19 protein-coding genes are annotated in these 25,474 nt (G+C 67.1%); 13 read left to right on the top strand and 6 right to left on the bottom strand.

Translation table 11 applies throughout. From position 1 onward, the window contains the following. Window positions 1-59: 59 nt before the first annotated feature. Entirely contained in the window at window positions 60-326 is a 267-nt protein-coding gene (locus LCI23_RS20710) for a PEP-CTERM sorting domain-containing protein (protein WP_224947568.1), read from the top strand. Window positions 327-474: 148 nt separating this feature from the next. Here the strand turns inward: LCI23_RS20710 and LCI23_RS16625 are convergent, their stop codons facing one another. From LCI23_RS16625 to LCI23_RS16615, 3 genes are all read right to left on the bottom strand, one after another. Beyond that, window positions 475-1,320, bottom strand: coding sequence for an HDOD domain-containing protein (locus tag LCI23_RS16625; protein ID WP_224947567.1), 846 nt, complete (start codon window positions 1,318-1,320; stop codon window positions 475-477). 76 nt (window positions 1,321-1,396) lie between these two features. Then, window positions 1,397-1,678 carry a hypothetical protein gene (locus LCI23_RS16620; RefSeq protein ID WP_224947566.1) on the bottom strand — a complete coding sequence of 94 codons (282 nt, stop codon included), beginning with the start codon at window positions 1,676-1,678 and terminating at the stop codon, window positions 1,397-1,399. Then, on the bottom strand, window positions 1,675-2,142 hold the full coding sequence (locus LCI23_RS16615) for a MarR family winged helix-turn-helix transcriptional regulator (protein ID WP_224947565.1): 468 nt from the start codon (window positions 2,140-2,142) through the stop codon (window positions 1,675-1,677). The genes LCI23_RS16620 and LCI23_RS16615 overlap by 4 nt, the downstream gene beginning before the upstream one ends. Window positions 2,143-2,277: 135 nt before the next feature. Between LCI23_RS16615 and LCI23_RS16610 the strand changes: the two genes are divergently transcribed. The 10 genes from LCI23_RS16610 (at window position 2,278) to LCI23_RS16565 (ending at window position 17,721) form a co-directional block, all read left to right on the top strand. Next, window positions 2,278-3,219 carry a GlxA family transcriptional regulator gene (locus LCI23_RS16610; RefSeq protein WP_224947564.1) on the top strand — a complete coding sequence of 314 codons (942 nt, stop codon included), beginning with the start codon at window positions 2,278-2,280 and terminating at the stop codon, window positions 3,217-3,219. A gap of 172 nt (window positions 3,220-3,391) precedes the next feature. After that, window positions 3,392-4,633, top strand: coding sequence for an acetylornithine/succinylornithine family transaminase (gene astC / locus LCI23_RS16605; RefSeq protein WP_224947563.1), 1,242 nt, complete (start codon window positions 3,392-3,394; stop codon window positions 4,631-4,633). Window positions 4,634-4,709: 76 nt separating this feature from the next. After that, on the top strand, window positions 4,710-5,738 hold the full coding sequence (locus tag LCI23_RS16600) for an arginine N-succinyltransferase (RefSeq protein ID WP_224947562.1): 1,029 nt from the start codon (window positions 4,710-4,712) through the stop codon (window positions 5,736-5,738). Between the two features lie 11 nt (window positions 5,739-5,749). After that, complete coding sequence (gene astA, locus LCI23_RS16595) at window positions 5,750-6,796, top strand: arginine N-succinyltransferase (RefSeq protein ID WP_224947561.1); 1,047 nt, start codon at window positions 5,750-5,752, stop codon at window positions 6,794-6,796. Further along, window positions 6,789-8,270, top strand: a complete 1,482-nt coding sequence (gene astD, locus LCI23_RS16590) for a succinylglutamate-semialdehyde dehydrogenase (protein WP_224947560.1) — start codon at window positions 6,789-6,791, stop codon at window positions 8,268-8,270. Before astA ends, astD begins: the two co-directional genes overlap by 8 nt. 3 nt (window positions 8,271-8,273) lie before the next feature. Further along, window positions 8,274-9,617 carry an N-succinylarginine dihydrolase gene (gene astB / locus LCI23_RS16585; protein ID WP_224947559.1) on the top strand — a complete coding sequence of 448 codons (1,344 nt, stop codon included), beginning with the start codon at window positions 8,274-8,276 and terminating at the stop codon, window positions 9,615-9,617. A 151-nt stretch (window positions 9,618-9,768) separates the two neighbouring features. Further along, window positions 9,769-14,484, top strand: a complete 4,716-nt coding sequence (locus tag LCI23_RS16580; RefSeq protein ID WP_224947558.1) for an NAD-glutamate dehydrogenase domain-containing protein — start codon at window positions 9,769-9,771, stop codon at window positions 14,482-14,484. A gap of 4 nt (window positions 14,485-14,488) precedes the next feature. After that, window positions 14,489-15,487, top strand: coding sequence for a succinylglutamate desuccinylase (locus LCI23_RS16575; protein WP_224947557.1), 999 nt, complete (start codon window positions 14,489-14,491; stop codon window positions 15,485-15,487). Window positions 15,488-15,596: 109 nt separating this feature from the next. Then, window positions 15,597-16,709 carry an NADH:flavin oxidoreductase/NADH oxidase gene (locus LCI23_RS16570; protein ID WP_224947556.1) on the top strand — a complete coding sequence of 371 codons (1,113 nt, stop codon included), beginning with the start codon at window positions 15,597-15,599 and terminating at the stop codon, window positions 16,707-16,709. A 139-nt stretch (window positions 16,710-16,848) separates the two neighbouring features. Beyond that, complete coding sequence (locus LCI23_RS16565; protein ID WP_224947555.1) at window positions 16,849-17,721, top strand: head GIN domain-containing protein; 873 nt, start codon at window positions 16,849-16,851, stop codon at window positions 17,719-17,721. A gap of 124 nt (window positions 17,722-17,845) precedes the next feature. Here the strand turns inward: LCI23_RS16565 and hmpA are convergent, their stop codons facing one another. Beyond that, window positions 17,846-19,033 (bottom strand): NO-inducible flavohemoprotein, encoded by a 1,188-nt coding sequence (hmpA, locus tag LCI23_RS16560; RefSeq protein WP_224947554.1) that lies wholly within the window; start codon window positions 19,031-19,033, stop codon window positions 17,846-17,848. Between the two features lie 225 nt (window positions 19,034-19,258). Between hmpA and LCI23_RS16555 the strand changes: the two genes are divergently transcribed. Then, complete coding sequence (locus LCI23_RS16555) at window positions 19,259-20,728, top strand: amino acid permease (RefSeq protein ID WP_224947553.1); 1,470 nt, start codon at window positions 19,259-19,261, stop codon at window positions 20,726-20,728. Then, window positions 20,729-21,394, top strand: a complete 666-nt coding sequence (locus tag LCI23_RS16550) for a CatA-like O-acetyltransferase (RefSeq protein WP_224947552.1) — start codon at window positions 20,729-20,731, stop codon at window positions 21,392-21,394. It abuts the gene before it with no gap. A gap of 514 nt (window positions 21,395-21,908) precedes the next feature. Here the strand turns inward: LCI23_RS16550 and LCI23_RS16545 are convergent. Both LCI23_RS16545 and cls read right to left on the bottom strand, forming a co-directional pair. Further along, the gene (locus LCI23_RS16545; RefSeq protein ID WP_224947551.1) at window positions 21,909-24,074 is read right to left on the bottom strand and encodes a S46 family peptidase; all 2,166 of its coding nucleotides are present in this window, start codon (window positions 24,072-24,074) and stop codon (window positions 21,909-21,911) included. Between the two features lie 143 nt (window positions 24,075-24,217). Continuing rightward, window positions 24,218-25,474: cardiolipin synthase (gene cls / locus LCI23_RS16540; protein ID WP_224947550.1), on the bottom strand; the 1,257-nt coding region annotated here is incomplete at its 5' end.

The following is a 25,474-nucleotide window of genomic DNA, read 5'->3' as shown; positions in this document are numbered from 1 at the left end:
GAGCGTGACGCCCAAGCTGGAGCGCGAAAAATAGCTGATCTCGACCACGGTCCGGTCTGGTGCAGGTCTTGTCACGTCGGAACGGCCACACAACCTATTTGTTCAGCGCTTCCCTAGTACAGGGTGGATTTGTTCAACAAGACAACGTTCCTGGCGGGCAAATAAATGCATCCGCGAATTTTGTCAGCGGAAACGAATCCGGTGGGACGAGCTTTACCGTCATTCCCGAGCCGGAAAGCATATTCCTGGTCCTGACCGGTCTTGTTTTAACGTACGGTATTTCCAGAAAACAAAAGATAAGGAATTCGGTCGTGGCACCGACCTGACTACGGGATAGTTGGATTTGTGTGAATCAGCGCACGGAAGCGTTCGCTTGCGGGTCCTATAGTGGAACCGTCTCTTTCAGGACATCCCTAGTTTTGGACTTTGCCCGCTCCCCTCGAGCGGGCATTTTTTTACCGGACGGTAAAAAAATCAGAGCAGGGCGGCCGTCAGGCTCTTGACCTCGTCGGCCGATTCCGCCAGCACTTGGGCCAGCGTGCCTTCCCCGGTCGTGAAGTCGATGGTGGCGGCCGAATCGAGCGTGGTGGCGCCCGGACGCGTATGCAGGGGAGAAGGAAAGGGGGCCAGGTCGTTCGCCAGCAGCAAGGTGTCGCCCAGGGTTTCCGGCGGCAGCGCGCGCATGCCGTTCCACAGCGCCTCGATGGCGCCCATCACGGGCACCGGCACCCCCAGCTTGAGCAGCACGCCGCGGCCGATGGCGACTTCGCCGTGCTCGATCCAGTCATCGGCGCCGTCATCACCCTCTTCGGCAATCAGGCCGGGAAAGTCGCCAGCGCGCGACAGCAGGTAGAAGCCGCCCACCTCGTGCACGATGCCGGCGAACAGCGCCGTCTCCGGATCGACGAAGGACACGCGGCGCGCAATCACCTGGGCCAGCGCGGCCACATGGGCCGAGTGGATCCATAGCGCGTCGGCGCGGGCGCGCAGGTGTGGATGGCTGATTCTCCCCGCCAGCTGGCGCACGATGACCGAGGCGGCCAGCGCACCCAGGGTGCGGAAACCGACCCGTTGCACCGCCGCACGCACATTCGTCACGTCGTGCCCGGAGCGCTTGTAGGCCACCGAGTTGGCGATCGCCACGGTCCGCGCGGCGAGCAGGGGCTCGGCCTGCACCAGGCGGGCGGCGGTATCGGTGTGGCAGTCGGGTTCGTTCAGCGCGCGCTGCAGCTTCAGCGTCGCGTCGACATTCGTCGGAAAGCTGAGCTCGCCACGGCTGGCCTCGGCAGCGATGCTCTTGAGGGCGGAGAGTCGGTCCATCGGAAAATTATACCCCCATCACCCGGATGCATAGGGAAAAAATTGCCGTATGGCATTATTTTCCCTGCCAATGCGCTCAGGGCTCGCCGAAGATGGCGTCGCAGCCTTCCCTCTGTTCCTCGGTATCCTGCAGCTCGTCCACCAGGCCGAGGTCGAGCAGTTCCTCGCTCGCGTTCATGAAGCTGTTCAGCTTGGTGGCGCCGATGAGGCGGTAGATCTCGCCGGCTTCGTTGCGCACGCCGATCAGCATGGCTTCCTGGCGCACTTCGTCCAGCGGCGCGACATCCAGCAGGATGTTGCCGGTGATGTGTTTATCGAAGTGGGCGGGCTTCTTGCCTTCGATGAGGGAGGTTTTCAAGGCTGTTCCTTTGCTTGGGTTGGAGGGGTTGGGAGGCTGCCGGCGGCGATCTGGTCGCGCAGCCGGCGCAGCGTCGCTTCCAGGACGTCGAAATCGGCGTCGCCATAGTGCGCGAACAGGCGCCTGCCATGCGCGACCACTTGCGGAAAGACCTCGCCGAAGACCCGTTCGCCGGCGGGCGTCAGGCGGACGAAGAACGAACGCTTGTCGTCGCTGCTGCGTTCGCGCAGCACCAGGCCTTTCTGTTCCAGGCGCTCGATCACGCCGGTCAGGGTGCCCTTGGTGATCAGGGTACGTTCGCCCAGTTCCTTGTAGCTCATGCCGGCCGTATTGCCCAGCGTGGCAATGATATCGAACTGCGCGTGGGTCAGCCCGTGCTGGCGTACCGACTCGCCGGAAAAACGCTCGAAGCCCTGCATGCACTCGGCCAGCAGCCGGACGCTCTTTAGATATCGTTCTCCCATGGGGCAGGATTATAGCTGGCCGCCGCGGCTGGCCGCGATCCTTCAGGCCGCGCGCAAGTCCGGTATCATTACGGCCGATGCCTAGCGCCGGGCCGCCATGCCCGCTCTTTCGAATGACACCGCCGACCCCGTCCGATGCAGCCTGCTGACCTGTCCCTCCTGGCACAGGAACGGCCGCTGCGCGTGCTCCTGGTGAACGCGGGCGAGCCGGACATGCTGACCTGGTCGGGCCTGGTCCAGCCGCTGCGCCTGGCGGCCAAGCTGCTCGGCCCCGACCTGCTGCACGTGGACGTGCGCAGTCCCGACAAGTTTGCTGCCGATTCGCAGCGCCACTGGCACCTGGTGCTGCTGGTGGCCGACGAGGCCGAGGCGGCTTTGAAACCGGCCAACTGCCGCGCCCTGGTCGAGCGCTGCCGCGCCGCGCCCTATTGGGGCGGGGTCGGCGCCGGCGTCCTGTGGCTGGCCGATGCCGGCGCCCTGCACGGCGTGCGCACCGCGCTGCCCTGGGCCCTGTACCCGGACACCAATGCCCTGGCCGAGCAGGCCCTGTTCACTCCCAACCTCTACGAATTCGACCGCAACCGCCTCACCTGCTGCGGCGGCGCGGCCAGCATCGACTTCGCCCTGACCCTGGTCGAGCTGCTGTTCGGCGCTGCGGTCCAGGCCTCGGTGAAGGAAACCCTGTGCGTGGACCGGGTGCGCGGCAAGGACGAGCGCCAGCGAGTAGCCCTGCAGGCCCGCTTCGGCGCGCTGCAGCCGAAGCTGACCGAGGCCGTGGCCCTGATGGAAGCGAACATCGAGGAGCCGCTCTCCACCGACGAGATCGCGGGCCTGGCCGGCATCTCGCGGCGCCAGCTGGAGCGCCTGTTCAAGCAGTACCTGGGCAGCCTGCCTTCGCGCTACTACCTCGAACTGCGCCTGCAGCGCGCGCGCAAGCTGCTGCTCGAGACGAATTACTCGATCGTGCAGGTGGGACTGATGTGCGGCTTTTCGTCTGGCTCGCACTTCTCCACGGCGTTCGGCGCCCTGTTCGGGAACACCCCGCGCGAAGAGCGCCAGCGCCGGCTGGCCCAGTAGCGGTCACGCCCCGCCTTGCCATTCCCTCAATCTTTCTTCGACTAAAAACGAAAATCCCTGTCGCAGTTCTGCAAGAACTTGTGGGGATGCGTTCCTATAATGGCCCGAAGCTGCGCGGCCCCTGGTCCGCGCATGAACGGTTAACGAAGCGCTTATCGATGAGGAAGAAGCCATGAACGCAAAGCTTGATTCGGGTGTCACCACGCGGCCTGTCACTCGGCAGACCTTCGACGAAGTCCTGGTCCCGACCTACGCCCCGGCCGCCATGGTGCCGGTGCGCGCCAAGGGCCTGGAAGTGTGGGACCAGGAAGGCAAGCGCTACCTCGACTTCACCTCCGGCATCGCCGTCTCCAGCCTGGGCCACTGCAACCCGGCCCTGGTCGATGCGCTGACCCAGCAGATCAACACCCTTTGGCACCTGGGCAACGGCTATACCAACGAGCCGGTGCTGCGCCTGGCTTCCAGCCTGGTCGAGGCCACCTTCGCCGATCGCGCCTTCTTCTGCAACTCGGGCGCCGAAGCCAACGAAGCGGCGCTCAAGCTGGCCCGCAAGTACGCGCACACCAAGTTCGGCGCGCACAAGTCGCGCATCGTGTCCTGCCTGTCGTCCTTCCACGGCCGCACCCTGTTCACCGTGTCGGTGGGCGGCCAGCCGAAGTACACCGAAGGCTTCGAGCCGCTGCCGCAGGAAATCAACCACATCCCGTACAACGACATCGACGCCGCGCGCGCCGCGATTACCGACGACGTGGCCGCCGTGATCGTCGAGCCGATCCAGGGCGAGGGCGGCGTGATCCCGGGCGACCAAGCCTACCTGGCCGCACTGCGCGAACTGTGCGACCAGACCGGCGCGCTGCTGGTGTTCGACGAAGTGCAGTCGGGCGTGGGCCGCACCGGCGCCTTCTACGCCTACATGGATACCGGCGTCACCCCGGACATCCTGACCTCGGCCAAGGCCCTGGGCAACGGCTACCCGATCGGCGCCATGCTCACCACCGACGAGATCGCCCAGCACTTCGGCGTCGGCTCGCATGGCACCACCTACGGCGGCAATCCGCTGGCGGCGACCGTCGCCCTGAAGGTGGTCGAAACCATCAACCAGCCGTCCTTCCTGGCGCGCGTGAAAGAAGCGAGCGGCAAGGTCTTCGCCAACCTGGAAAAGCTCGCCAGCGACTATCCGCAGGTGTTTGGCAAGCCGCGCGGCCTGGGCCTCCTGATCGGCCTGCCGGTGACCGGCGACTTCAAGGGCCGCGCCAAGGACTTCACCAAGGCCTGCGAAAAGCTTGGCCTGATGCTGCTGATCGCGGGTCCGGACGTGGTGCGCCTGGCGCCGGCCCTGGTGGTGTCGGACGAGCAGATCCTCGAAGCCGACCGCGTCATGCGCGAGGCCGTCGAGGCCTTCATCGCCGGCTGATCCAGCGCTCGCATCCGGCCGGTCCGCCCGCTCCGGGCAGGGCCGGCCTTGCCGTTTGAGTTGAAAGGGAGTTCGCATGTATGTAGTTCGTCCGGTTGAACGCGCGGATATCGGCGCCCTCGAGGCGCTGGGCGCGGTGACGATTCCCGGCGTGCACACGCTGCCGCGCACGCGCGAAGCGATCGTCGCGGCGGTCGAGCGGTCGATCGCCTCGTTCGCCGCCCACGTCGACATCCCGAGCGAGGAGTCGTACCAGTTCGTGCTGGAAGACTTGCGCACGCGCGAAGTGGTCGGCACGTCGTCGATCCATGCCTCGGCCGGCTCGAACGGCACCTATTTCGCGTTTCGCAACGACGTGATCCAGCAGGTCTCGCGCGACCTGAACATCAGCCACAGCGTGCACGCGCTGACCCTGTGCTCCGAGCTCACCGCCTGTTCGCACCTGTCGGGCTTCTACATCCGCAACCGCGACAGCGCCGGCCCGGAAGCGGCCCTGCTGTCGCGCGCGCGCCTGCTGTACGCGGTGCTGGCGCCGCAGCGCTTCGGCGACCGCTTCTTCGTGCCGCTGGCCGGCGTCACCGACAGCGAAGGGCAATCGCCGTTCTGGAACGCGCTGGGCCGCAAGTTCTTCAAGATGGATTTCCTGGAAGCCGAGCGCGTCATCGACGGCGCCCGCAACCGCACCCTGATCGTCGAACTGATGCCGCACTATCCGGTCTACGTGCCGCTGCTGCCGGGCGACGCCCAGGCCGCGCTGGGCCAGATCCACCCGAGCGGCCAGCTGGCCTTCCAGCTGCTCACCGGGGAAGGCTTCGAGGCCGACGAATACATCGACATCTTCGATGGCGGCCCGATCCTGCAGGCGCACCGCAAGGCGCTGCGTTCGTTCTGCGCCTCGCAGCTGCGCCAGGTGGAAAACGCCGCCAGCGCGCCGTCCGCGGAAGCCCCGGTTGCCTATGCGGTCGCCACCACCGAACAGAATTTCCGCGCCGTCATCGCCAGCTGCCCGCCGGTCGAAGCGGCGCAGGCCATCCGCCTGCCGCGCGAGGCCCAGCAGGCGCTGGGCGTGAGCCCGGGCGACAGCGTCACCTGCGTGCGCATCTGAGAGAGGAACCGATGCTCGTAATCCGTGCAGTGAAAACCACCGACCTGGACGCCCTGATCGACATGGCGCGCCAGGCCGGCAGCGGCATGACCACGCTGAAGCCCGACCGCAAGATGCTGGGCGACCGCGTCGAGACCGCGGTAGCCTCGTTCAGCGAGAGCATCCCGCCCGAGAAGCGCGACTACATGTTCGTGCTCGAGCACACCGAGGATGGCAGCATCGCCGGCGTGTGCGCGATCAAGGGCGCGGTTGGACTCACCGAACCCTTCTACAACTACCGCATCGGCACCCTGGTGCACTGCAGCCGCGAACTGAACGTGTTCACGCGCATGGAGACCCTGTACCTGTCGAACGACCTCACCGGCTCGTCCGAACTGTGCTCGCTGTTCCTGCTGCCGCAGTTCCGTGCCGGCTTCAACGGCAAGTGGTTATCAAAAAGCCGCTTCCTGTTCATCGCCCAGTTCCAGCACCTGTTTACCGAGAAGATCATCGCCGAGATGCGCGGTTTCCAGGCCGAGGATGGCACCTCGCCTTTCTACGAAGGCCTGGGACGCCACTTCTTCAAGATGGACTTCGACCATGTCGACGGCCTCACCGCGCTCGGGAAGAAATCCTTCATCGCCGAGCTGATGCCGCGCCAGCCGCTGTACGTGGACTACCTGCCGGCCTCGGCGCGCGAGGTGATCGGCAAGGTCCATACCTCGACCCTCCCGGCGCGCAAGCTGCTGGAAAGGGAAGGCATGCACTACGAGGGCTACGTCGACATCTTCGACGCCGGCCCGGTGCTGCAGGGCCGCGTGTCCGAGCTGCGCGCGGTGCGCGACAGCGTGCTGGCGACGGCTGCGGAGGGCGCCGCCAGCGCTGCGCAGGAGGAAGAGACCGAACACCTGCTGGTGTCGAACACGAAGCTTGCCGATTTCCGCATGATCCTGACCCGCGGCGTGCCCGGCGCCACCCACATCGCGCTGACGGCCCAGGAACTGTCTCTGCTGCGCGTGCAGGCCGGCGACGAGGTCCGTACGCTGCCCCTCAACACAAGGAAGAACGCGAATGCCTAATCTCTCGAACTACATCGGCGGCGAGTGGCTCGCCGGCAGCGGCCCCGAACTGGCCACCATCGACCCCTCCACCGGCCGCCAGACCTGGACCAGCAATGCGTCCACGCCGGACGACGTGGCGCGCGCGGCGCATGCGGCACGCGCCGCCTTCGAAGCCTGGGCGCTGGCGCCGCTGGAAGAACGCGCCGCCGTCTGCGCGCGTTTCCGCGACCTGCTCAAGGAACATGCCGAGGAGCTGGCCGCCATCATCGCCGAGGAAGTCGGCAAGCCCCTGTGGGAAGCGCGCACCGAAGTGGCCACCATGGCCAACAAGATCGACATCTCGCTGCAGTCCTATGGCGCGCGCACCGGCGCGACCGAGGCGAAGGTGGCCGACGGCACCGCCGTGCTGCGCCACCGCCCGCACGGCGTGTTCGCCGTGTACGGCCCGTACAACTTCCCCGGCCATCTGCCGAACGGCCACATCGTGCCGGCCCTGATCGCCGGTAACACCGTGGTGTTCAAGCCAAGCGAATACGCGCCGCGCACCGCGCTGAAGACCGTGCAGCTGTGGGAGGCGGCCGGCCTGCCGAAGGGCGTGCTGAACCTGGTCAACGGCGGCCGCGACACCGGCGTCGCGCTCGGCCAGCAGCCGGATATCGACGGCATCCTGTTCACCGGCAGCAGCCAGACCGGCATGGCCCTGCACCGCCAGTTCGGCGGCCAGACCGGCAAGATGCTGGCGCTGGAAATGGGCGGCAACAATCCGCTGGTGGTGTGGGACATCCCGCACGACCCGAAGGCGATCGACGCCGCCGTGCACCACACCGTGATGTCGGCCTTCATCTCGGCCGGCCAGCGCTGCACCTGCGCGCGCCGCCTGGTCATCCAGGACACGCCGCAGGCCCAGGCTTTCCTTGACCGCCTGGTCGACATCGCCTCGACCCTGCAGCCCGGCCCTTCGACGGCGGAGCCGCAGCCCTTCATGGGCCCGGTGGTGTCGAGCGCCGTGGCCGCGCGCCTGGTGCAGGCCCAGGCCGACATGGCCGCGAAAGGCGGCAAGGTGCTGTTGCAGATGCGCCAGCTCGACCCGAACGCCGGTTTCGTCACCGCCGGCATCGTCGACACCACCGATGCCCAGGGCATCCCGGACGAAGAGTGGTTCGGCCCGCTGCTGCAGGTGATCCGCGTGCCGGACTTCGATGCGGCCCTGCGCGTGGCCAACGCCACCGAATACGGCCTGGCGGCGGCGCTGCTCTCGCCCTCCGAGGCACTGTGGAAGCGCTTCTCGGTGCGCGCGCGCGCCGGCATCGTCAACTGGAACCGCCCGACCACCGGCGCGGCCAGCTCGGCCCCGTTTGGCGGCGTCGGCAAGTCGGGCAACCATCGCCCGAGCGCCTACTACGCGGCCGACTACTGCGCCTATCCGGTGGCCTCGATCGAGACGGCCGAACTCGAACTGCCGGCCAAGCTGTCGCCGGGACTGAGCTTCTAGATCATGCGCACTGCCCGCGAATACAACTTCGACGGCCTGGTCGGCCCGTCCCACAACTACGCCGGCCTCTCGTTCGGCAACGTCGCCTCGTTCAGCAATGTGCGCAGCGCCTCGAACCCGCGCCAGGCCGCGCTGCAGGGCCTGGCCAAGATGCGTGCCCTGGCCGCGCGCGGTTTCGCCCAGGCCGTGATGCCGCCGCAGGCGCGTCCGAACCTGCGCCTGCTGCGCCGGATCGGCTTTTCCGGCACCGACGCCGACGTGCTGGCCAAGGCGATGCGCGAAGCGCCGGTGATCCTGGCCTGCGCCTATTCGGCCGCGCCGATGTGGACCGCCAACGCCGCCACCGTCAGCCCGTCGAGCGACACCCAGGACGGCCGCGTGCATTTCACCCCGGCCAACCTGAACAACAAGCTGCACCGCTCGGAAGAGTACGTGCAGGCCACGCGCACGCTGCGCGCCGTGTTCGGCGACAGCAGCCGCTTCGTGGTGCACGACGCGCTGCCGCCGGTGCCGGCCTTCGGCGACGAGGGCGCGGCCAACCACACCCGCTTCGCCGCCGCGCATGGCGCCGCCGGCGTCGAGTTCTTCGTGTACGGCCGCGCCGAGTTCGACCCGTCGGTGCCGTCCCCGCGCAAGTACCCGGCGCGCCAGACCCTGGAAGCCTCGCAGGCCGTGGCCCGCCTGCACGGCCTGGACCCGGCGCGCACCGTGTTCGCCTCGCAGAACCCGGACGTGATCGACCAGGGCGTGTTCCACAACGACGTGATCGCGGTCGGCAACGGTAACGTGCTGTTCTACCACGAGCAGGCCTTCGCCGACGAGGCGGGCACGCTCGACGCCTTGCGCGCAGCCCTGGGCAGCGTCGGCAGCGAGCTGCTGCCAGTGCGCGTGGCCGGCGGCCAGGTGCCGGTGGCCGATGCCGTGGCCAGCTACCTGTTCAACAGCCAGCTGCTCAGCAAGCCGGACGGCCGCATGGCCCTGGTGGTGCCGCACGAATGCCGCGAGAACGACGCGGTGGCGCGCTACCTGGCCGGGATGGTCGCCGCCGGCGGACCGATCGACGAGCTGCTGGAGTTCGACCTGCGCCAGAGCATGCGCAACGGCGGCGGCCCGGCCTGCCTGCGCCTGCGCGTGGTGCTGACCGAGGAAGAAGCGGCCGCCATGCACGGCAACGTGATCATGACCGAGACCCTCTATGGGCTGCTGGTCGGCTGGGTGGAAAAGCACTACCGCGACCGGATCGAGCCGAAGGACCTGGCCGATCCGCAGCTGGCGCTGGAATGCGTGGCCGCACTCGAGGAGCTCGAGCGCATCCTGGGCCTGCCCGGCCTGTACGACCTGTCGTAAGGCCGCTCGGGCATGTTTTAATAGCAGATTGGCGCGCCCGCAGTCAGGACGCGCACGGAATTCGGACGGGACACCCCCGTCCATATAAAGCCGGAGCGGCGCGAAGCCACAAGCCACAGCGCGCCCCGGCACACAAACTTTGGAGAAGCAAATGAAAGACATGTCTCAAGATTTGCGCAACCAGACGCTCGCGCTGGTCAACGCAAACCACGCCGCCGCTGGCGCCAACCCGCAGGTGGGCGCCTTGATCAGCGCCTGGCTCGGATCGCTCGACGACGAGGACCTGGCCGGCACCGCCCCCGAGAGCCTGGCGCCGGTGCTGTGGGAAGGTTTCTCGCAGCTGGCCCAGCGCAGCGGCGCGGGCTGCCAGATCGCGCAGATGAAATATTCCGACGGCCGCGGCGGCATGGCCACCGCGCTGCTGATCCTGAACGACGACATGCCTTACCTGGTCGATTCCTTCGTCATGGCCCTGCGCAAGGAGCGCCAGATCGCTTCCGGCGTGATGAACGCCGTGCTGCCGGTGCGCCGTGACGCGAACGGCCTGGCCACCAGCGTCGGCGAAGCCGGCGCGCCGCTGGAATCGATCGTGCTGGTCCTGATGAGCGACGAGCTCGAATTCTCCGAACTGGATTCCCTGACCGCGCGCATTCGCATGGTCGCCAACGATGCCGCCGTCGTGCACCGCGACGCCGTCAAGATGGCCGACCGCATGACCGCGGTGGCGGCGGCAAGCGCCCAGTCGGGCGGCGCCGAAGGCCAGGAAGTGGCTGCTTTCCTCGAGTGGGCCAAGAACGAAGGCTTCGAGCCCTTCGGCTACGCCTACTACGTGGTGAAGGAAGGCGTGCGCGAACTGGAACGCGACATCCCGAGCCGCATCGGCGTGCTCGCCGACACCGCGCACCCGGTCTACGGCACCTGCCTGGCCAACATCCCGGGCGACTTCGAAACGCTGTCGCGCCGCGCCGACACCCTGTCGATCGTCAAGGCCGACGTCGAGGGCACCCTGCACCGTGACCAGCCGCTCGACTTCATCGGCGTGCGCAATACCGATGCCCAGGGCCGCATCCTGGGCGAGCACTGCTTCGTCGGCCTGTTCACCCGCGCCGCCACCTCGACTCCGCTGGCGCGCCTGCCCTTCGCGCGCGGCCGCGTGGCCAAGGTGCTGTCGATCGCCGGCGTGCGCCAGGAAGGCTTCCGTGCCGAGAAGTTCGTCGAGATCCTCGAGTCGCTGCCGCGCACCGAAGCGCTGGAAGCCGATCCGGAATGGCTGGCCCAGGTGTGCTCCGCGGTCGTGTCGCTGTACAAGCAGCCGCGCCCGAAGGTGTTCGCGCGCCGCGACGTGTATGCGCGCCACCTGAACGTGCTGGTCTACCTGCCGCGCGAGCGCTACAGCGCCGCGGTCGCCGCCAGCCTGGCGTCCGCCCTGAAAGACAGCTCGGGTGCCCGCGACGTACGCGTGCAGACCCTGGTGGCCGACGGTCCGCTGGCCCGCGTCTACCTGATCGCGCATGCCGCCCGCTATCCGCTCGACCTGGAAACCGACATCCAGCAGCCGCTGCTGGCCGTGCTGGACGGCTGGCATGACCGCTTCGCCGCCCTCGGCAACGGCATCGAAGACCATGCCCGGCGCAGCAGCCTGCGCAAGCTGGGCGCCAACCTGCCGGTCAGCTTCGTGACCGCCACCGCGCCGGAAATCGCGTTCCGCGACCTGCAGGCGATGCTGAACAACGGCCACGACGGCCGCGTCAGCGTGCGCATCGAGCCGGGCGTGGGCGAGACCAACGCCGCGCGCGACGCCTCGATCCGCCTGTATTCGGGCGATACCGTGCCGTCGCTGTCGCGCATCCTGCCGGCCCTGCAGAACGCCGGCATCGCGGTCGACCGCGAGCAGACCTGGTCCTTCACCGGCGCCGACGGCGTGCGCCGCAATGTCACCGCGCTGGCGGTGGACGACGAGAGCGGCGCCAAGCTGGTCAAGGCCGGCATCGCACCGGTGGCCGAGGAACTGTTCACCGCGCTGTTCAACAACGAAGCCGAAGACGGCCGCATGAACGGCCTGACCATCGAAGGCGGCCTGTCGATGCGCGAAGTGCAGCTGGTGCGCGCCTATATCAGCTACTGGCGCCAGCTGGGCTCGAAGTTCTCGGTGCGCTACATGGCGGAAACCCTGCGCACCCAGCCGGCCCTGGTGAAGGAATTCGTCACCGGCTTCATCCAGCGCTTCGATCCGGCGCTGGGCGAGTCCGAGCATGCCGGCGGCACCGCCAAGCTGGCCGCCCTGAAGGCTGGCCTGTCGGCCGTGAACCATGCCGACACCGAGGAAATCATGGCGTCCCTGGTCGACCTAGCCCTGGCCACCGTGCGCACCAACTACTTCCAGAACAGCGGCGAGAAGATCATCTTCAAGGTCGACACCAGCAACCTGGCGCTGGCGCCGGAGCCGCGTCCGTACCGCGAGATCTACGTGTTCTCGCGCCGCTTCGAAGGCGTGCACCTGCGCGGCGGCCCGGTCGCGCGCGGCGGCCTGCGCTGGTCGGACCGCATGGAAGACTACCGCACCGAGGTGCTGGGCCTGGTGAAGGCGCAGATGGTCAAGAACGCGGTCATCGTGCCGGCCGGCTCGAAGGGCGGCTTCGTGTGCAAGCAGATGCCGGCCAACGCCCCGCGCGAAGTCGTGGCGGCCGAGGGCGAAGCCTGCTACCGCGAATTCATCGCCAGCCTGCTGGAAGTGACCGACAACCGCGTGCGTGGCGCGATCGTCCCGCCGGACAACACCGTGCGCCACGACCAGGACGATCCGTACCTGGTGGTGGCCGCCGACAAGGGCACCGCGACCTTCTCGGACATCGCCAACAGCATCGCCGTCAAGCGCGGCTTCTGGCTGGGCGACGCTTTTGCTTCGGGCGGCTCGAACGGCTATGACCACAAGAAGATGGGCATCACCGCCAAGGGCGCCTTCGAGGCGGTGAAGCGCCACTTCTACGAACTGGGCCACGACATGAACACCACTCCGGTGACCATGGTCGGCGTGGGCGACATGTCGGGCGACGTGTTCGGCAACGGCGTGCTGCTGTCGCGCCAGCTCAAGCTGGTGGCCGCCTTCGACCACCGCCACATCTTCCTGGACCCGAACCCGGACACCGAGGTCTCGTTCAAGGAACGCGAGCGCATGTTCGCGCTGCCGCGCTCCTCGTGGGAAGACTACGACAAGTCGCTGATCTCGCAGGGCGGCGGCGTGTACCCGAGGAGCAGCCGCTCGATCGACCTGAGTCCTGAAGTACGCGCGGCGCTCGGCATCGAAGAGACTTCGCTGTCGCCGGAAGAGCTGATGCACCGCATCCTGCTGGCGCCGGTGGATCTGTTCTACAACGGCGGCATCGGCACCTACATCAAGGCCTCGCACGAGACCCACGCCCAGGTGAAGGACCGCGCCAACGACCGCATCCGCGTCAACGGCAACGAACTGCGCTGCAAGGTGGTGGCCGAGGGCGGCAACCTGGGCGCCACCCAGGCCGGCCGTATCGAATTCGCCCTGGCGGGCGGCCGCATCTTCACCGATGCGATCGACAACTCGGCAGGCGTGGATTGCTCCGACCACGAAGTCAACATCAAGATCTGGCTGGATACCGAAGTCAACGCGGGCGAGCTGCCGGAAGCGGACCGCAACCGCATCCTGAACGAGATGACCGGCGCCGTGGAAGAGCTGGTCCTGCGCGACAACAGGCAGCAGACCCGCCTCCTGACCCGCGAAGCGCAGGCGCAGTCCACCGCTTCCGTGGTGGACGGCTACGCGGCCTTGATCACCAACCTGGAATCGGAAGGCGCGGTCAACCGCGAACTGGAACAGCTGCCGACCGACGCCGAACTGGCCCGCCGCAAGGCGCTGGGCCAGGGCTTGACGACGCCGGAACTGGCGGTGGTCATCGCCAACGTCAAGAACCGCTTCAAGCGCACCCTGCTGGCGCTGCCGCTGGTCGAGGAATCGTGGGCCGAATCGCTGCTGCGCCCCTACTTCCCGGCGCAAATGGTCGCCACCCGCAACCCGCTGAACCACCCGCTGGCCAACGCCATCCTGGCCACCGTGCTGGCCAACGAGGCGGTGAACCGCTGCGGTCCGCTGATGCTGCGCGACCTGGCTGCCGAGCACCGCGTGGACGAGACCGAGGTGGTCAAGGCCTGGGCGCGCGCCTGGTCGGCGCTGCACCTGGCGCCGGTGTTCGACGCGCTCGACGCCGATGCCCTGAGCGTGCCGCGCGACGTCTCGATGGCGGTCGACATGCGCACCCGTGCGCTGCTGCGCGCCGTGATCGAAGGCGTGCTCTCGCTGCCGTCCGGCACCGACGGCATGGCCGAGCTGTCGACGCTGTTCGGCCAGGCCGACCAGCTGCGCAGCCTGACCCCGACCCGTTCGGAAGCCGACGGCCACACCGGCCTGCCGGCCTCCTTCACCGCGGCCTGGAAGGCGGTCGAGACCATCGAGTCGCTGGCCACCTTCCTGTTCGCGGCGGTGTCGGTGCAGCGTCCAAGCGGCATGAGCCTGGCCCAGTTCCTGCAGGTCGGCATGGCCCTGCGCCAGCAGGCCGGCATCGACACGCTCGAGCGCGGCCTGAAACTGCCGGCCCAGAGCAAGGCCCAGGAACAGCTGCGCAACTATGCGATGCAGGCCCTGCGCCGCACCCAGCAGCGCCTGCTGCTGCAGGTGATCGAGCGTGCCGGCGCCGGCGGCGATCCGCTGGCGGCCGTCAAGCAGGTCACCGAGGCGCGCGCCCTGAATGGCTTCGCGCAGCCGGTCGAGCTGGAGCAGGCCATGCTGGACGTCTGGGCGTTGTCGGAAGGTTCGAGCCCGGACCGCCTGGCTGCCTAAGCCGATGAGCAGCGCCGCAAACCCTGCGCTGCCGGAAGCGGTGCGCGTGCTGGCCGAGGGCGACTTCGGTGCGGTCGCGCAGCGCTTCGCGGAGGCTGGCTTCGCGGTCGCGTTGCCGGCTCCCGGCATCCTGACCGTGAAAGGCGCTGCGCATGCGCAGCGCCCGAGCGTGCTGGTGTCGGTGGGCGTGCATGGCGACGAGACCGGACCGATCGAGATGGTGGCCTGGCTCGTCGAAGCGCTGTCGCGCACCCCGCAAGCGCTGGCGGTGGACCTGATGCTGTGCGTCGGGAACATCGATGCCATCGCCCGCGGCCAGCGCTTCATCGACGCGGACCTGAACCGCATGTTCCGTGCGGACCGCGGGCCGCTGGCCGGTACCGCGGAGTCGGCGCGGGCCGATGCGCTGGTCGCCGCCACCTGCGCCTTCTTCGAAGGTGCGGGGCCGCAGCGCTGGCACCTCGACCTGCACACGGCGATCAGGCCCTCGCACTATCCGATGTTCGCGATCGTGCCCGAGCTCATCCCCGACACGCCGCGCCAGGCGCTGCTCGGCTGGCTCGGCCAGGCCGCGATCGGTGCCGTCATCATGAACCCGAAGTCGGTCGGCACCTACAGCTACTACTCGAGCGAGCATCATGGCGCGGCCGGCACCACCGTGGAGCTGGGCCGGGTCGGGACGCTGGGACAGAACGACCTGGCGCAGTTCGCTGACGCCTCGGCGGCACTGGACCGGCTGCTGCGCGGCCTGCCCGCTATTCAAGCCAAGGCGGCGCCGCACGTGTTCGCGACGGCGCGCCAGGTGATCAAGCTGTCGGAGGCCTTCACGATGTCGGTCGGACGCGAGACCTGGAACTTCACGCCGATGAAGAAAGGCGAGGTGATCGCGACCGATGGCGACACCGTGTACCGCGTGGAGCATGACGAGGAACTGGTCGTGTTCCCGAATCCGGATGTGCGGGTCGGCCTGCGCGCGGGGCTGATGGTCACGCGTATCGGCTGAGCATACGGACAAGGGGAGGCACTGCCTCCTCTTTTTTTTGCCAGGCAAGCTCGCAGCATGGAACCCGGCGCCACGCTAGACTGAAACCTTTGCCCCAAGCGGAGGTGTCATGAGCAGCATGCTTTTCTCCCCAGTCACCCTGGGTCCCCTGCAACTGTCGAACCGCATCGCCATCGCGCCGATGTGCCAGTACTCGGCCGTCCTCGGCCTGCCGACCGACTGGCACATGATCCACCTGGGGAACCTGGCGCTGTCCGGCGCCGGCCTGCTCATCATCGAAGCGACCGCCGTCACGCCCGAGGGGCGCATCTCCCCGGAAGACCTCGGCCTGTGGACCGATGCCCACCAGGAAGCGCTGGCGCCGGTCATCCGCGCCATGCGCCGGCACTCCCCGATCAAGATCGCGGTCCAGCTGGCCCACGCCGGCCGCAAGGCCTCGACCGAGGTCCCGTGGGCGGGCGGCGCCCAGATACGGCCGGACCAGCCGCGCGGCTGGCAGACCGTGGCGCCTTCGCCGCTGGCCCATGCGGACGGCGAAGTGGCGCCGTTGGCGCTCGACGAGGACGGGCTGGCGCGCATCAAGGCCGGTTTCGTCGACGCGGCGCGGCGCGCGCATGCGCTGGGCCTGGACGGCATCGAGCTGCATGCCGCCCACGGCTACCTGATGCACCAGTTCCTGTCGCCGCTGTCGAACAGCCGCGGTGACGGTTACGGCGGCTCCCTGGACAACCGGATGCGCTTCCCGCTCGATGTAGTCGAGGCGGTGCGCGCCGCCGTGCCGCGCGCGATGGCGGTGGGCGTGCGCATCTCGGCCACCGACTGGGTCGAGGGCGGCTGGGAAATCGAACAGAGCCTGCGCTTCGCCCAGGCGCTGAAGGCGCGCGGCTGCGACTTCATCCACGTCTCGACCGGCGGCCTGTCGCCGCTGCAGGACATCCCGCTCAAGCCCGGCTACCAGGTCGATTTCGCGCAGCGCATCAAGCAGGCGACCGGCATGCCGACCATCGGCGTGGGCCTGATCACGGAGGCGCAGCAGGCGGAAAGCATCCTGCAGCAGGGCCAGGCGGATGTGATCGGCCTGGCGCGCGCCATGCTGTACGACCCGCGCTGGCCCTGGCATGCAGCGGCCGAACTGGGCGCGCAGGTGTTCGCGCCGCCCCAGTACTGGCGCTCGCAGCCGCGCGAATACAAGACCCTGTTCGCCGCCACGCGCACCGGCTGAGCGGTGCCGGCGGCGGTGTGCAGCCGCAACCCAGCCGCAACTCAGCCGGTGTTTCCTGCATCCTGTCGCATGGCAGGGGCGGCAGGAGAGGGGGCTTGCTAGAGTGGGTGAATCGACAACCACCTGAAGGAATCCCGTCATGCGCAAGCTCCTTGCCCTTGCTTCCCTTGCCGCCCTTGCCTCCACGCTGGGCGGCTGTGCCATCATCGTGACGCCCGGCGAGGGCGATGCGCGCATGTACTCGGTGTTCAGCGACGGCGCCGTCGAGGGCGACGGCATCGCGGCGCGCGACCAGCGCCAGGTGGCGGCGCATGGCGAACTGGAAGTGAGCGGCCCGCTGCAGGTCGAGGTGCGCGTCGGTCCGGCGCCTTCGCTGCTGGTCGAAGCCGACGCCAACCTGCTGCCCTATATCCGCACCGAAGGCCGGGGCAATACGCTGAAGATCGCCTACGACCGCCAGCTGCGCAGCAAGACCCCGGTACGCGTGGTGTACACGACCCCGCGCCTGAGCGCAGTGCGCGCCTCCGGCTCGGGCCAGGTCGCGGTACGCGAGCTGGCCGGCGCGCCGCTGGACGTGCGCAAGAGCGGTTCCGGGACGGTCGCCCTCTCGGGCAAGGTGGACAGCCTGCATGCGCGCGTCAGTGGCTCGGGCGTGCTCGATGCGGCTGCGCTGAGCAGCGCCAGCGCCGACCTCGGCCTGGCGGGCTCGGGCCGCATGCACATCGGCGCCATCCGCGGCGACTATGCGCGCGTGAGTGTCGCCGGTTCCGGCGTGCTGCAGGCCGGCGGCGCCGTGCGTTCGTTGAATGCGCGCGTGGCCGGTTCGGGCAGCCTCGACCTGGCTGCGCTGGCGACCCAGGATGCCGACCTGGCGGCGGACGGTTCGGGCGGGATCCGCGCCACCGTGAAGCAGTCGCTGGTGGCGCACGGCGGCGGCTCGGGCGGAATCCAGGTGTATGGGCACCCGGCGCAGCGCAGCGTTACCGGCCGTAACGTGCAGCTGCTGGATTGATGTTGGTAGCGTGGGCGGGGGACTCGATTCCCGCCCACGCGATGATACGTAAATCGTGCTCTTTCGCAGCCGTGCTGGCGATCGTCGACCGCGTGGGCAGGGGACCTGCCCACCCTACGAAAAATCAGAGCAGGTTGTCCAGCAGGTCCGGCCCGAACACTTCGCGGTGCAGGCGGCTGGCCGGTGCGCCGGCCGCCAGCAGCGCATTCCATTGCGCCTGCATGAAGGGCAGCGGACCGCACAGGTACACGTCGGTCTCGGTGCGCGGCCAGGAGGGCAGGCGCGCCAGTTCCATCCTGCCCTTCAGGGCGCCTTCCGTTTCCGTCTCTTCGTAGAACGTCACCACGTGCAGGTGCGGCATGCGCGCCTTCGCGGCGGCGATGTCACGCTGGTGCGCATGCTGGGCCGGGTTGCGGGCGGCGTGGGCGAAGATCACGCGGCGCTCCGGATTGACCATCGCGATGCGGTTCAGGGCGGAGACCATCGGCGTGATGCCGACGCCGGCCGAGAGCAGCACCACCGGCTCGTTCGACTCGGTGTCCGGCAGGAAGTCGCCGAAGGGGTGGATCACGTTCAGCACGTCGCCCACGTTCACGTTGTCGTGCAGCCAGGTCGACACGGCGCCGGCCGGATGCGCGCCGCCATCCTCGCGCTTGACGGAAATGCGCAGGCTGTCCTTGCCGGGCGCGTCCGACAGGCTGTACTGGCGCAGCTGGCGGCGGCCATCGTTGAAATCGACCGCCACGCTCAGGTACTGGCCAGCCTTGAAGGGCGGCAGGGCGCCGCCGTCCAGCGGAACGAAGCGGATCGACACCACCTTGTCACTCTCGCGCGCGACTTCGGTTACGCGCATCGCGCGCGTCTCGCCCGGCTGCACCCCGGCTTGCTCGTACATCTTCGCTTCCGCATCGATCAGGAGGCGCGCCAGGGAGGTATAGGCTTCTTCCCACGCCTTGAGCAGCGGCTCGGTGGCGGCATCGCCCAGCACGGTCTTGATCGCGCCCAGCAGGTGGTGGCCGACGATCGGATAGTGGTCGGCACGGATGCCCACTGCGGCATGCTTGTGCACGATGCGGCTCACCACCGGACCCAGGGCCGCGGCATTGCCGATGTTGGCGGCATAGGCGAACACCGCCGAGGCCAGTGACTGCTGCTGCACGCCGCTGGCCTGGTTCCCCATGTTAAACAGGTTTTTCAGCTCCGGATGGGCGTCGAACATGCTGCGGTAGAAGGTGGTGGTGATGGCCAGGCCGTGCTCGCGCAGGACGGGAACGGAAGCGTCGATGTAGGGGCGGGAAGCGCTCGAGATCATGGTGATTTCCTTTAATGATGCATTACTTATACATGTTTAAGGCCAAAAAAATGGTCCGGACTGGCAAGGGCAATGCAGTGCGGACACGCGCATTCTACCAAAAGATACTGCCACAATGCATCTTTAATCAAACAAATTTATTGGGCTGATACAAAACCCCTATAATCGCTGGTTTGATTGGTGCTTTATTAAGAGTGCCGACGTGAGACAACCAAAGGACCTGCCGTGAATCTGACCCTGGGCCAAAAGCTGATCCGTACTAAACAGGCTGAACAGGCTGAACGCCACCATGACGACGCGAGCGGCGGCGGCCTGCAGCGTTCTCTCGGCCTGTTCCCGCTGACCATGATCGGGGTCGGGGCCACCATCGGTACCGGCATCTTCTTCACGATGGTGGAAGCGGTGCCGAAGGCCGGCCCGGCCGTGATCCTGTCCTTCCTGCTGGCCGCGCTGACCGCCGGCCTGACCGCGCTGTGCTACGCCGAACTGGCGGGCCGGGTGCCGGCCGCCGGTTCCTCGTATTCCTTCGCCTACGCCACCGTGGGCGAGTTCGCCGCCTTCATCGTGGCCGCCTGCCTGCTGCTCGAATACGGCCTGGCCGGCAGCGCGGTGGCGATCGGCTGGTCCGACTACCTGAACAACTTCCTGATGAACGCCTTCGGCTGGGAGATTCCGGCCCACCTGCGCTCGCCGATGTTCGTATCAAGCCACCATAACGTCCACTTCAGTCCCGGCAACTTCAACCTGCCGCCGGTGATCCTGATCGCCATGTGCTGCATCCTGCTGATCCGCGGCACCAGGGAGTCGGCCACCACCAATGCCATCATGGTGCTGGTCAAGCTGGCGATCCTGGTGTTCTTCGCCATCATCGCCTTCACCGGCTTCGACGCCGCCAACTTCACGCCCTTCTTCAGCCCCGACCCGGACAGCGGCTACGTCGGCATGGCCGGCGTGACCGCCGCTGCCGGCACCGTGTTCTTCTCCTTCATCGGCCTGGACACCATCGCCACCGCCGGCGAAGAAGTGAACAACCCGCGCCGCAACGTGCCGATCGGGATCCTGACGGCGCTGCTGATCGTGACCGTGTTCTACCTGCTGGTGGCGGTGGCGGCAGTGGGCGCCCAGCCGGCCCGCATGTTCGCGGGCCAGGAAGCCGGCCTGTCGGTGATCCTGCAGAACGTGACCGGCAAGGCCTGGCCGGCGCTGGTGCTGTCGGCGGGCGCGGTGGTCTCGGTGTTCTCGGTGACCCTGGTGACGATCTATGGCCAGACGCGCATCCTGTACGCGATCAGCCGCGACGGCCTGATCCCGAAGACCTTCCAGAAGGTCAACAAGCGCACCCAGGCCCCGGTCAGCAACACCATCATCGTCTGCCTCGTGGTGGCCATGGTGGCCGGCCTGGTGGACGCCACCTTCCTGTGGGACATGGTGAGCATGGGCACGCTGACCGCCTTCATCGTGGTCTCGATCGCGGTGCCGGTGATCCGCGCCAAGCAGGGCCGCGGCGAACCGGGCCACTTCCGCGTGCCCTTCGGTCCCTACGTGATCCCGGGGCTGTCGGTGTGTGCCTGCCTGTACATCATGAAGGACCTGTCGCCGGCCACCTTCCGCGTGTTCTTCATCTGGATGGGCGTGGCCGTGGCCACCTACTTCCTGTACAGCGTGCGCCACAGCCGCCTGAACAAGCCCCAGTAGATGCAAGCCTTCGAGCGCCGGCGCGACCGCTTCGCGCTGTTCGATGCGATGGACAGCGCGGCGGTCAACATCTGCTTCCCGCTCGCGCTGCCGGACTTCCGGCCCTGGTGCCGGGAGCAGGGCCTGGCGCCTTTCCACGTGCTGCTGTGCGCGGTGCTGCGCGCGGTACTGAAGGTGGACAACTTCCGCTACCGCGTGCTGGACGGCGAGGTGATCCGCATCGAGCGCCTGATCCCCTCCTTCACGGTGACCAACCAGCACCATGACCTGAACTTCGCCCAGTTCGACTGGAGCGACGACCTGCGCGAATTCGTCGCGCGCGGCATTGCGGCGCGCGAGGTGGCCAGCCGGATGGAAGCCCTGAACATGGAATACGCGGCGCGCACGCCGCTGCAGGCGAAGGAGCAGGTGTTCGTGACCTGCATTCCCTGGCTCGCCTTCACGGCGATCCAGCATCCGAGCGCTTCGCTGGCGCAGCCGGACATCCCATCCTTCGCCTGGGGCAGGTACCGCGACGCCCCGCATGGCCGCCTGGAGCTGCCGTTCTCGGTGCAGGCCCACCACGGCTTCGTGGACGGCTTCCACATCCACCAGCTGGCGCAGCAGGTCGCGGCCGAGCTGGACGCGATCATCGCGCCAGGGGCGCCATCACCTCGAGCAGGCTGACCAGCAGCTTGCCCGGCGCTTCCCACGGAATCATGTGGGCCGAGCGCTCCGCTTGTGGGCGCGGCCGGCGTCGTGTAGTCGTGCCGGCCCAGGAACATCACGACCGGGATCGGGAAGCGCCTCACGTTTGAAAAATCCATGGTGCCCCAGCTGTGGCCCATCAGGATCAGCTTGCGCTTGCCGTAGCGCGCCTTCAGGTCGACACCGCCGATGCGGGTCTTGTACGCGTCCTGCACGCCGGTCGGCGCGCCGATGCGGTGCAAGTCTTCGAAGATGGCGCGCGCCTTCGCGTACGATTCGCCGCTTTCCTGCGCCAGGGCGCCAACCGATGCCAGCAGCGCGCCGATGAACAGCCATGCCTTCTTCATGTGTGCTCCTGTCGAGAGGGATGGAAGGAGCACTAGCGCCATGCCGGCAGCCTGGCACGTTTAGGAAGGATGCGTTGCCGGCCGCGAAAACCGCCCGCCCAACGAAAAACGGCGCCCGAAGGCGCCGCGGGTGAAGCGGTAGGTGCTTATTGCACGCCCATTTCCTTCAGCAGGTTGTCGGCCTTGTCCACATGCTTCATGTTCCACAGCATGTAGCGGCTGTCGACCTGGATCGAGCGGGTCATGGCCTTGTTGAAGTCCCAGTCCGAGATGATCGAATCCAGGGTGCCGTCGAAGGCCAGGCCGATCAGCTCGCCCTTCGAGTTCAGCGCGGCCGAACCCGAGTTGCCGCCGGTGATGTCCAGGGTCGCCAGGTAGTTGACCGGCACGGTCTTCAGCTTCGGATCGACGTACTTGCCGAAGTCCTTGGCCTGGATCGCCGCCAGCTGGGCTGCCGGTGCATTGAACTCGCCTTCGCCGGTGTGCTTGGCGACGATGCCTTTCGGGGTCGTGAACGCGGTCCAGCCTTCGGTGCCGTCGGCGCCGACGTCACGGCCCATCACCTTGCCGAAGGTGACGCGCAGGGTGCCGTTGGCGTCCGGATAGACGGCCTGGCCACGGCTGTTCATGTAGGCGATCTTGGCGCGCATGTAGTTGCCATAGGCTTGCTGGATCTTGCCGGCGCGTTCTTCTTCCTCGGCTTCTTCCTTCAGGCCTGCGTCATACATCGCCACCGCGGCCTTGATGAAGCTGTCGTTCGAGGCCTTGAATTCGGCCGGCGACTTGTTCAGCCATGCGCTGCGCTCTTCCTTGCTGGCCAGCTTCGAGCCGGTGTAGATGCGGTCGAGCGCGGCCTTCAGTTCGGCGTCGCTCATGCCCGGCTTGATGCCGAGGGCGGCATCAAAGGCGGCGTCATGCTCGTTGGCCGGCTGCGCGTTGTACTTGCTCAGGAAGTTCAGCACCAGCGCCTTATCGACCTTTTCGTCGTAGGTGCGGTCCTGGCCGGCGATGACCGAATTCCAGCGCGGCATGTCGCGTTCCTGGAAGCCCGACTTGCGCTCGGCGTCCGGCTTGGTGCGTTCGTTGGCCAGGCGGTACAGCGAACGGGCCGAGGACAGGAACTTCGGCTGGGCGTACGACAGGTAGAAGCCTTTCTTGGCGCTGGCGTCGCGCTCGGCGATCAGCTTCTCGGCCTGCTCGATGTCGGCGGCATACTGCGCCTTGCGGGCCGGGTTGGCGTTGACCCAGGCCTTCATGGCATTGTGTTCGGCCGTCTTACGCTGCAGGAAATCGCTGTTCGCGTACGAGGTCAGCATGCCCTTGCGGTTCTTGTAGTAGTTGTTGACGCCCGCGACCTGGCCGGCGTACTTGAGCTTGGCGGCCGGATCGTTCTTGGTCTCGCGCTCGATGATCGCCAGGGTCTCGCCCGATGCCGCAACGAAGGCCGGGTAGTTCCAGGTGAAGGTCGATTCGACTTCCGACGGCAGGCGGTGGCGGTTGGTGCGGCCCGGGTAGCCCAGCACCATCACGAAGTCGCCTTCCTTGGCGCTGGCGCCCGGATCGGCGATCTTCAGCACGTGCTTCGGCTGGTAAGGCACGTTGTCCTTCGAGAACTCGGCGGCCTTGCCGTCCTTGCTCACGTAGGCGCGGTAGAAGCCATAGTCGCCCGTGTGGCGCGGCCACATCCAGTTGTCGGTGTCGCCGCCGAACTTGCCGACGCCGGCTGGCGGTGCGTGCACCAGGCGCACGTCGCGGATTTCGAGCTGCTTCAGGCGGTAGAACTCGAGGCCGCCGTAGAAGCTGGCCACGGTGCAGCGGTAGCCGGCCGCCTGTTCGCATTCGGCCACCAGTTTCTTCTGGTTCTTCTCGATGGCGTCGATGCGTGCCTTGCCGTTCAGCTTGGCGACGTCCGGCGTGATGATCTGGTTGGTGACGTTGGCCACTTCCTCGGTCACGTAGACGCGGCTGCCCGGCGCGGCCGGCAGCTCTTCGCCCAGGGTCTTGGCCAGGAAGCCGTTGGCCAGCAGGTCGCGTTCCGGGGTCGAGTTGACCGCGATGCTATTGTACACGCAGTGGTGGTTGGTCACGACCAGGCCTTGCGGCGAGACGAAGGAGGCCGAGCAGCCGCCCAGGCTGACGATCGCGCCCATCGGGAACTCGGTCAGCTTGGTCAGGGTGGACGGATCCAGCTTGAGGCCGGCGGCTTTCAGTTGCTTGGCTACTTGTGGCAGCTGCTGCGGCATCCACATGCCTTCGTCCGCGTGTGCGGCGAAGCTGGTCAGGATGGCCAGCGAGAGGAGGGTCTTTTTCATTCGCGTCTATCTATAGGGAAGTGGGAACTCTTGGGCTCCGCGGAGCATCCAAGAGTATCCGTAACCCCATACATATCGTCAACCAGTATTTCTACGCGAAAAATCGAATGTTTACCTAGAGAAAAATTTCCCCCGTTCGATCTTTACAGCTGTTTTCCAACCAGCGAAACCACCGCCGTACTGACCCGTTGCCACCACGGACGGCGCGCGAAGCTGGCCGGCGTGACCCGGGTCGAGCGCTGCCAGTCGGCCTCGAACAATTGTTCGTGGCGCCGGGCGAAGGCTTCGTCCATGATGTTCAAATTGGCTTCGTCGTTCAGGCTGAAGGAGCGGTTGTCGAAGTTGGTCGAGCCCACCGAGACCAGCAGCGAATCGACCACCAGCGCCTTCACGTGGTACATCGTCGGGTTGTACTCGGCGATCTGGACCCCGGCCGCCAGCAGTTCCGGCCAGCGTTCGCGCGAGGCGGCCTTGACCAGGTCGGAATCGATGATCTTGCCCGGCGTGATGATGCGCACCCGCACGCCGCGCTTGGCGGCCGCGATCAGGGTGCGGATGGTCAGGTCGTCCGGCACGAAGTAGGCGGCCGACAGGTCGATCGTCTTGCTGGCCGCGGTGATCGCCATCAGGTACATCAGGTGCATGCTCTCGCTGCCGCCGGTGGGCGAACTGGAGAACATCTGGGCCGGCTTGTCGCCTTCCGGCTTCAGGGGCGGGAAATAATTGGGTCCGTCGAGTACCACGCCGGTCGCCTTGGTCCAGTTGTCGGTAAACACGGCCTGGATCTGGCCGACCACCGGACCTTCCACGCGATAGTGGTTGTCGCGCCAGTGGTCTTCGTCCTGGGCGTTGCCGCGCCACTGGTCGGCGATGCCGACCCCGCCGGTGAAGCCGACCTTGCCGTCCACCACCAGCAGCTTGCGGTGGGTGCGGTTGTTCAGGCGCGCCAGCTTCCACCAGACCGGCTTGTGGTAGCGCTGCAGGAGCACGCCGGCATCCTTCATCTCCTTGATGAGCGTGTCTTCCATCTTCATGCTGCCCAGGAAATCGAGCATCAGGTGGACCTTCACGCCGGCGCGTGCACGCTCGATCAGCGCATCCGAGAATTCGCGTCCGATCGATTCGGACCAGTAGATGTAGGTCTCGAAGGTGATCGTTTTTTCGGCCTGGCGGATCGCTTCCAGCATGGCCGGGAAGATCGCGTCGCCATTGACCAGCACCTCGATCTTGTTGCCTTCGAGGATGGGAGGACCGAGCAGGACGCCGAGCGAGCGGCGCATCTGCGGGTCGTGGGTGTCGTATTGCCTGGTAAGTTGTCGCTCGATCTGTTTTTCACTGGGCATGAAATTCAGCGCGAGAAACCCGACAATCAGGGTAACGATGCACGTGATTAATACTGT

Source organism: Massilia sp. MS-15, assembly GCF_020176695.1.
Taxonomy (GTDB): domain Bacteria; phylum Pseudomonadota; class Gammaproteobacteria; order Burkholderiales; family Burkholderiaceae_D; genus Telluria; species Telluria hydrophila.
Note: the sequence above shows the minus strand (reverse complement) of the source record. Positions and strands in the feature narration are given on the sequence as shown.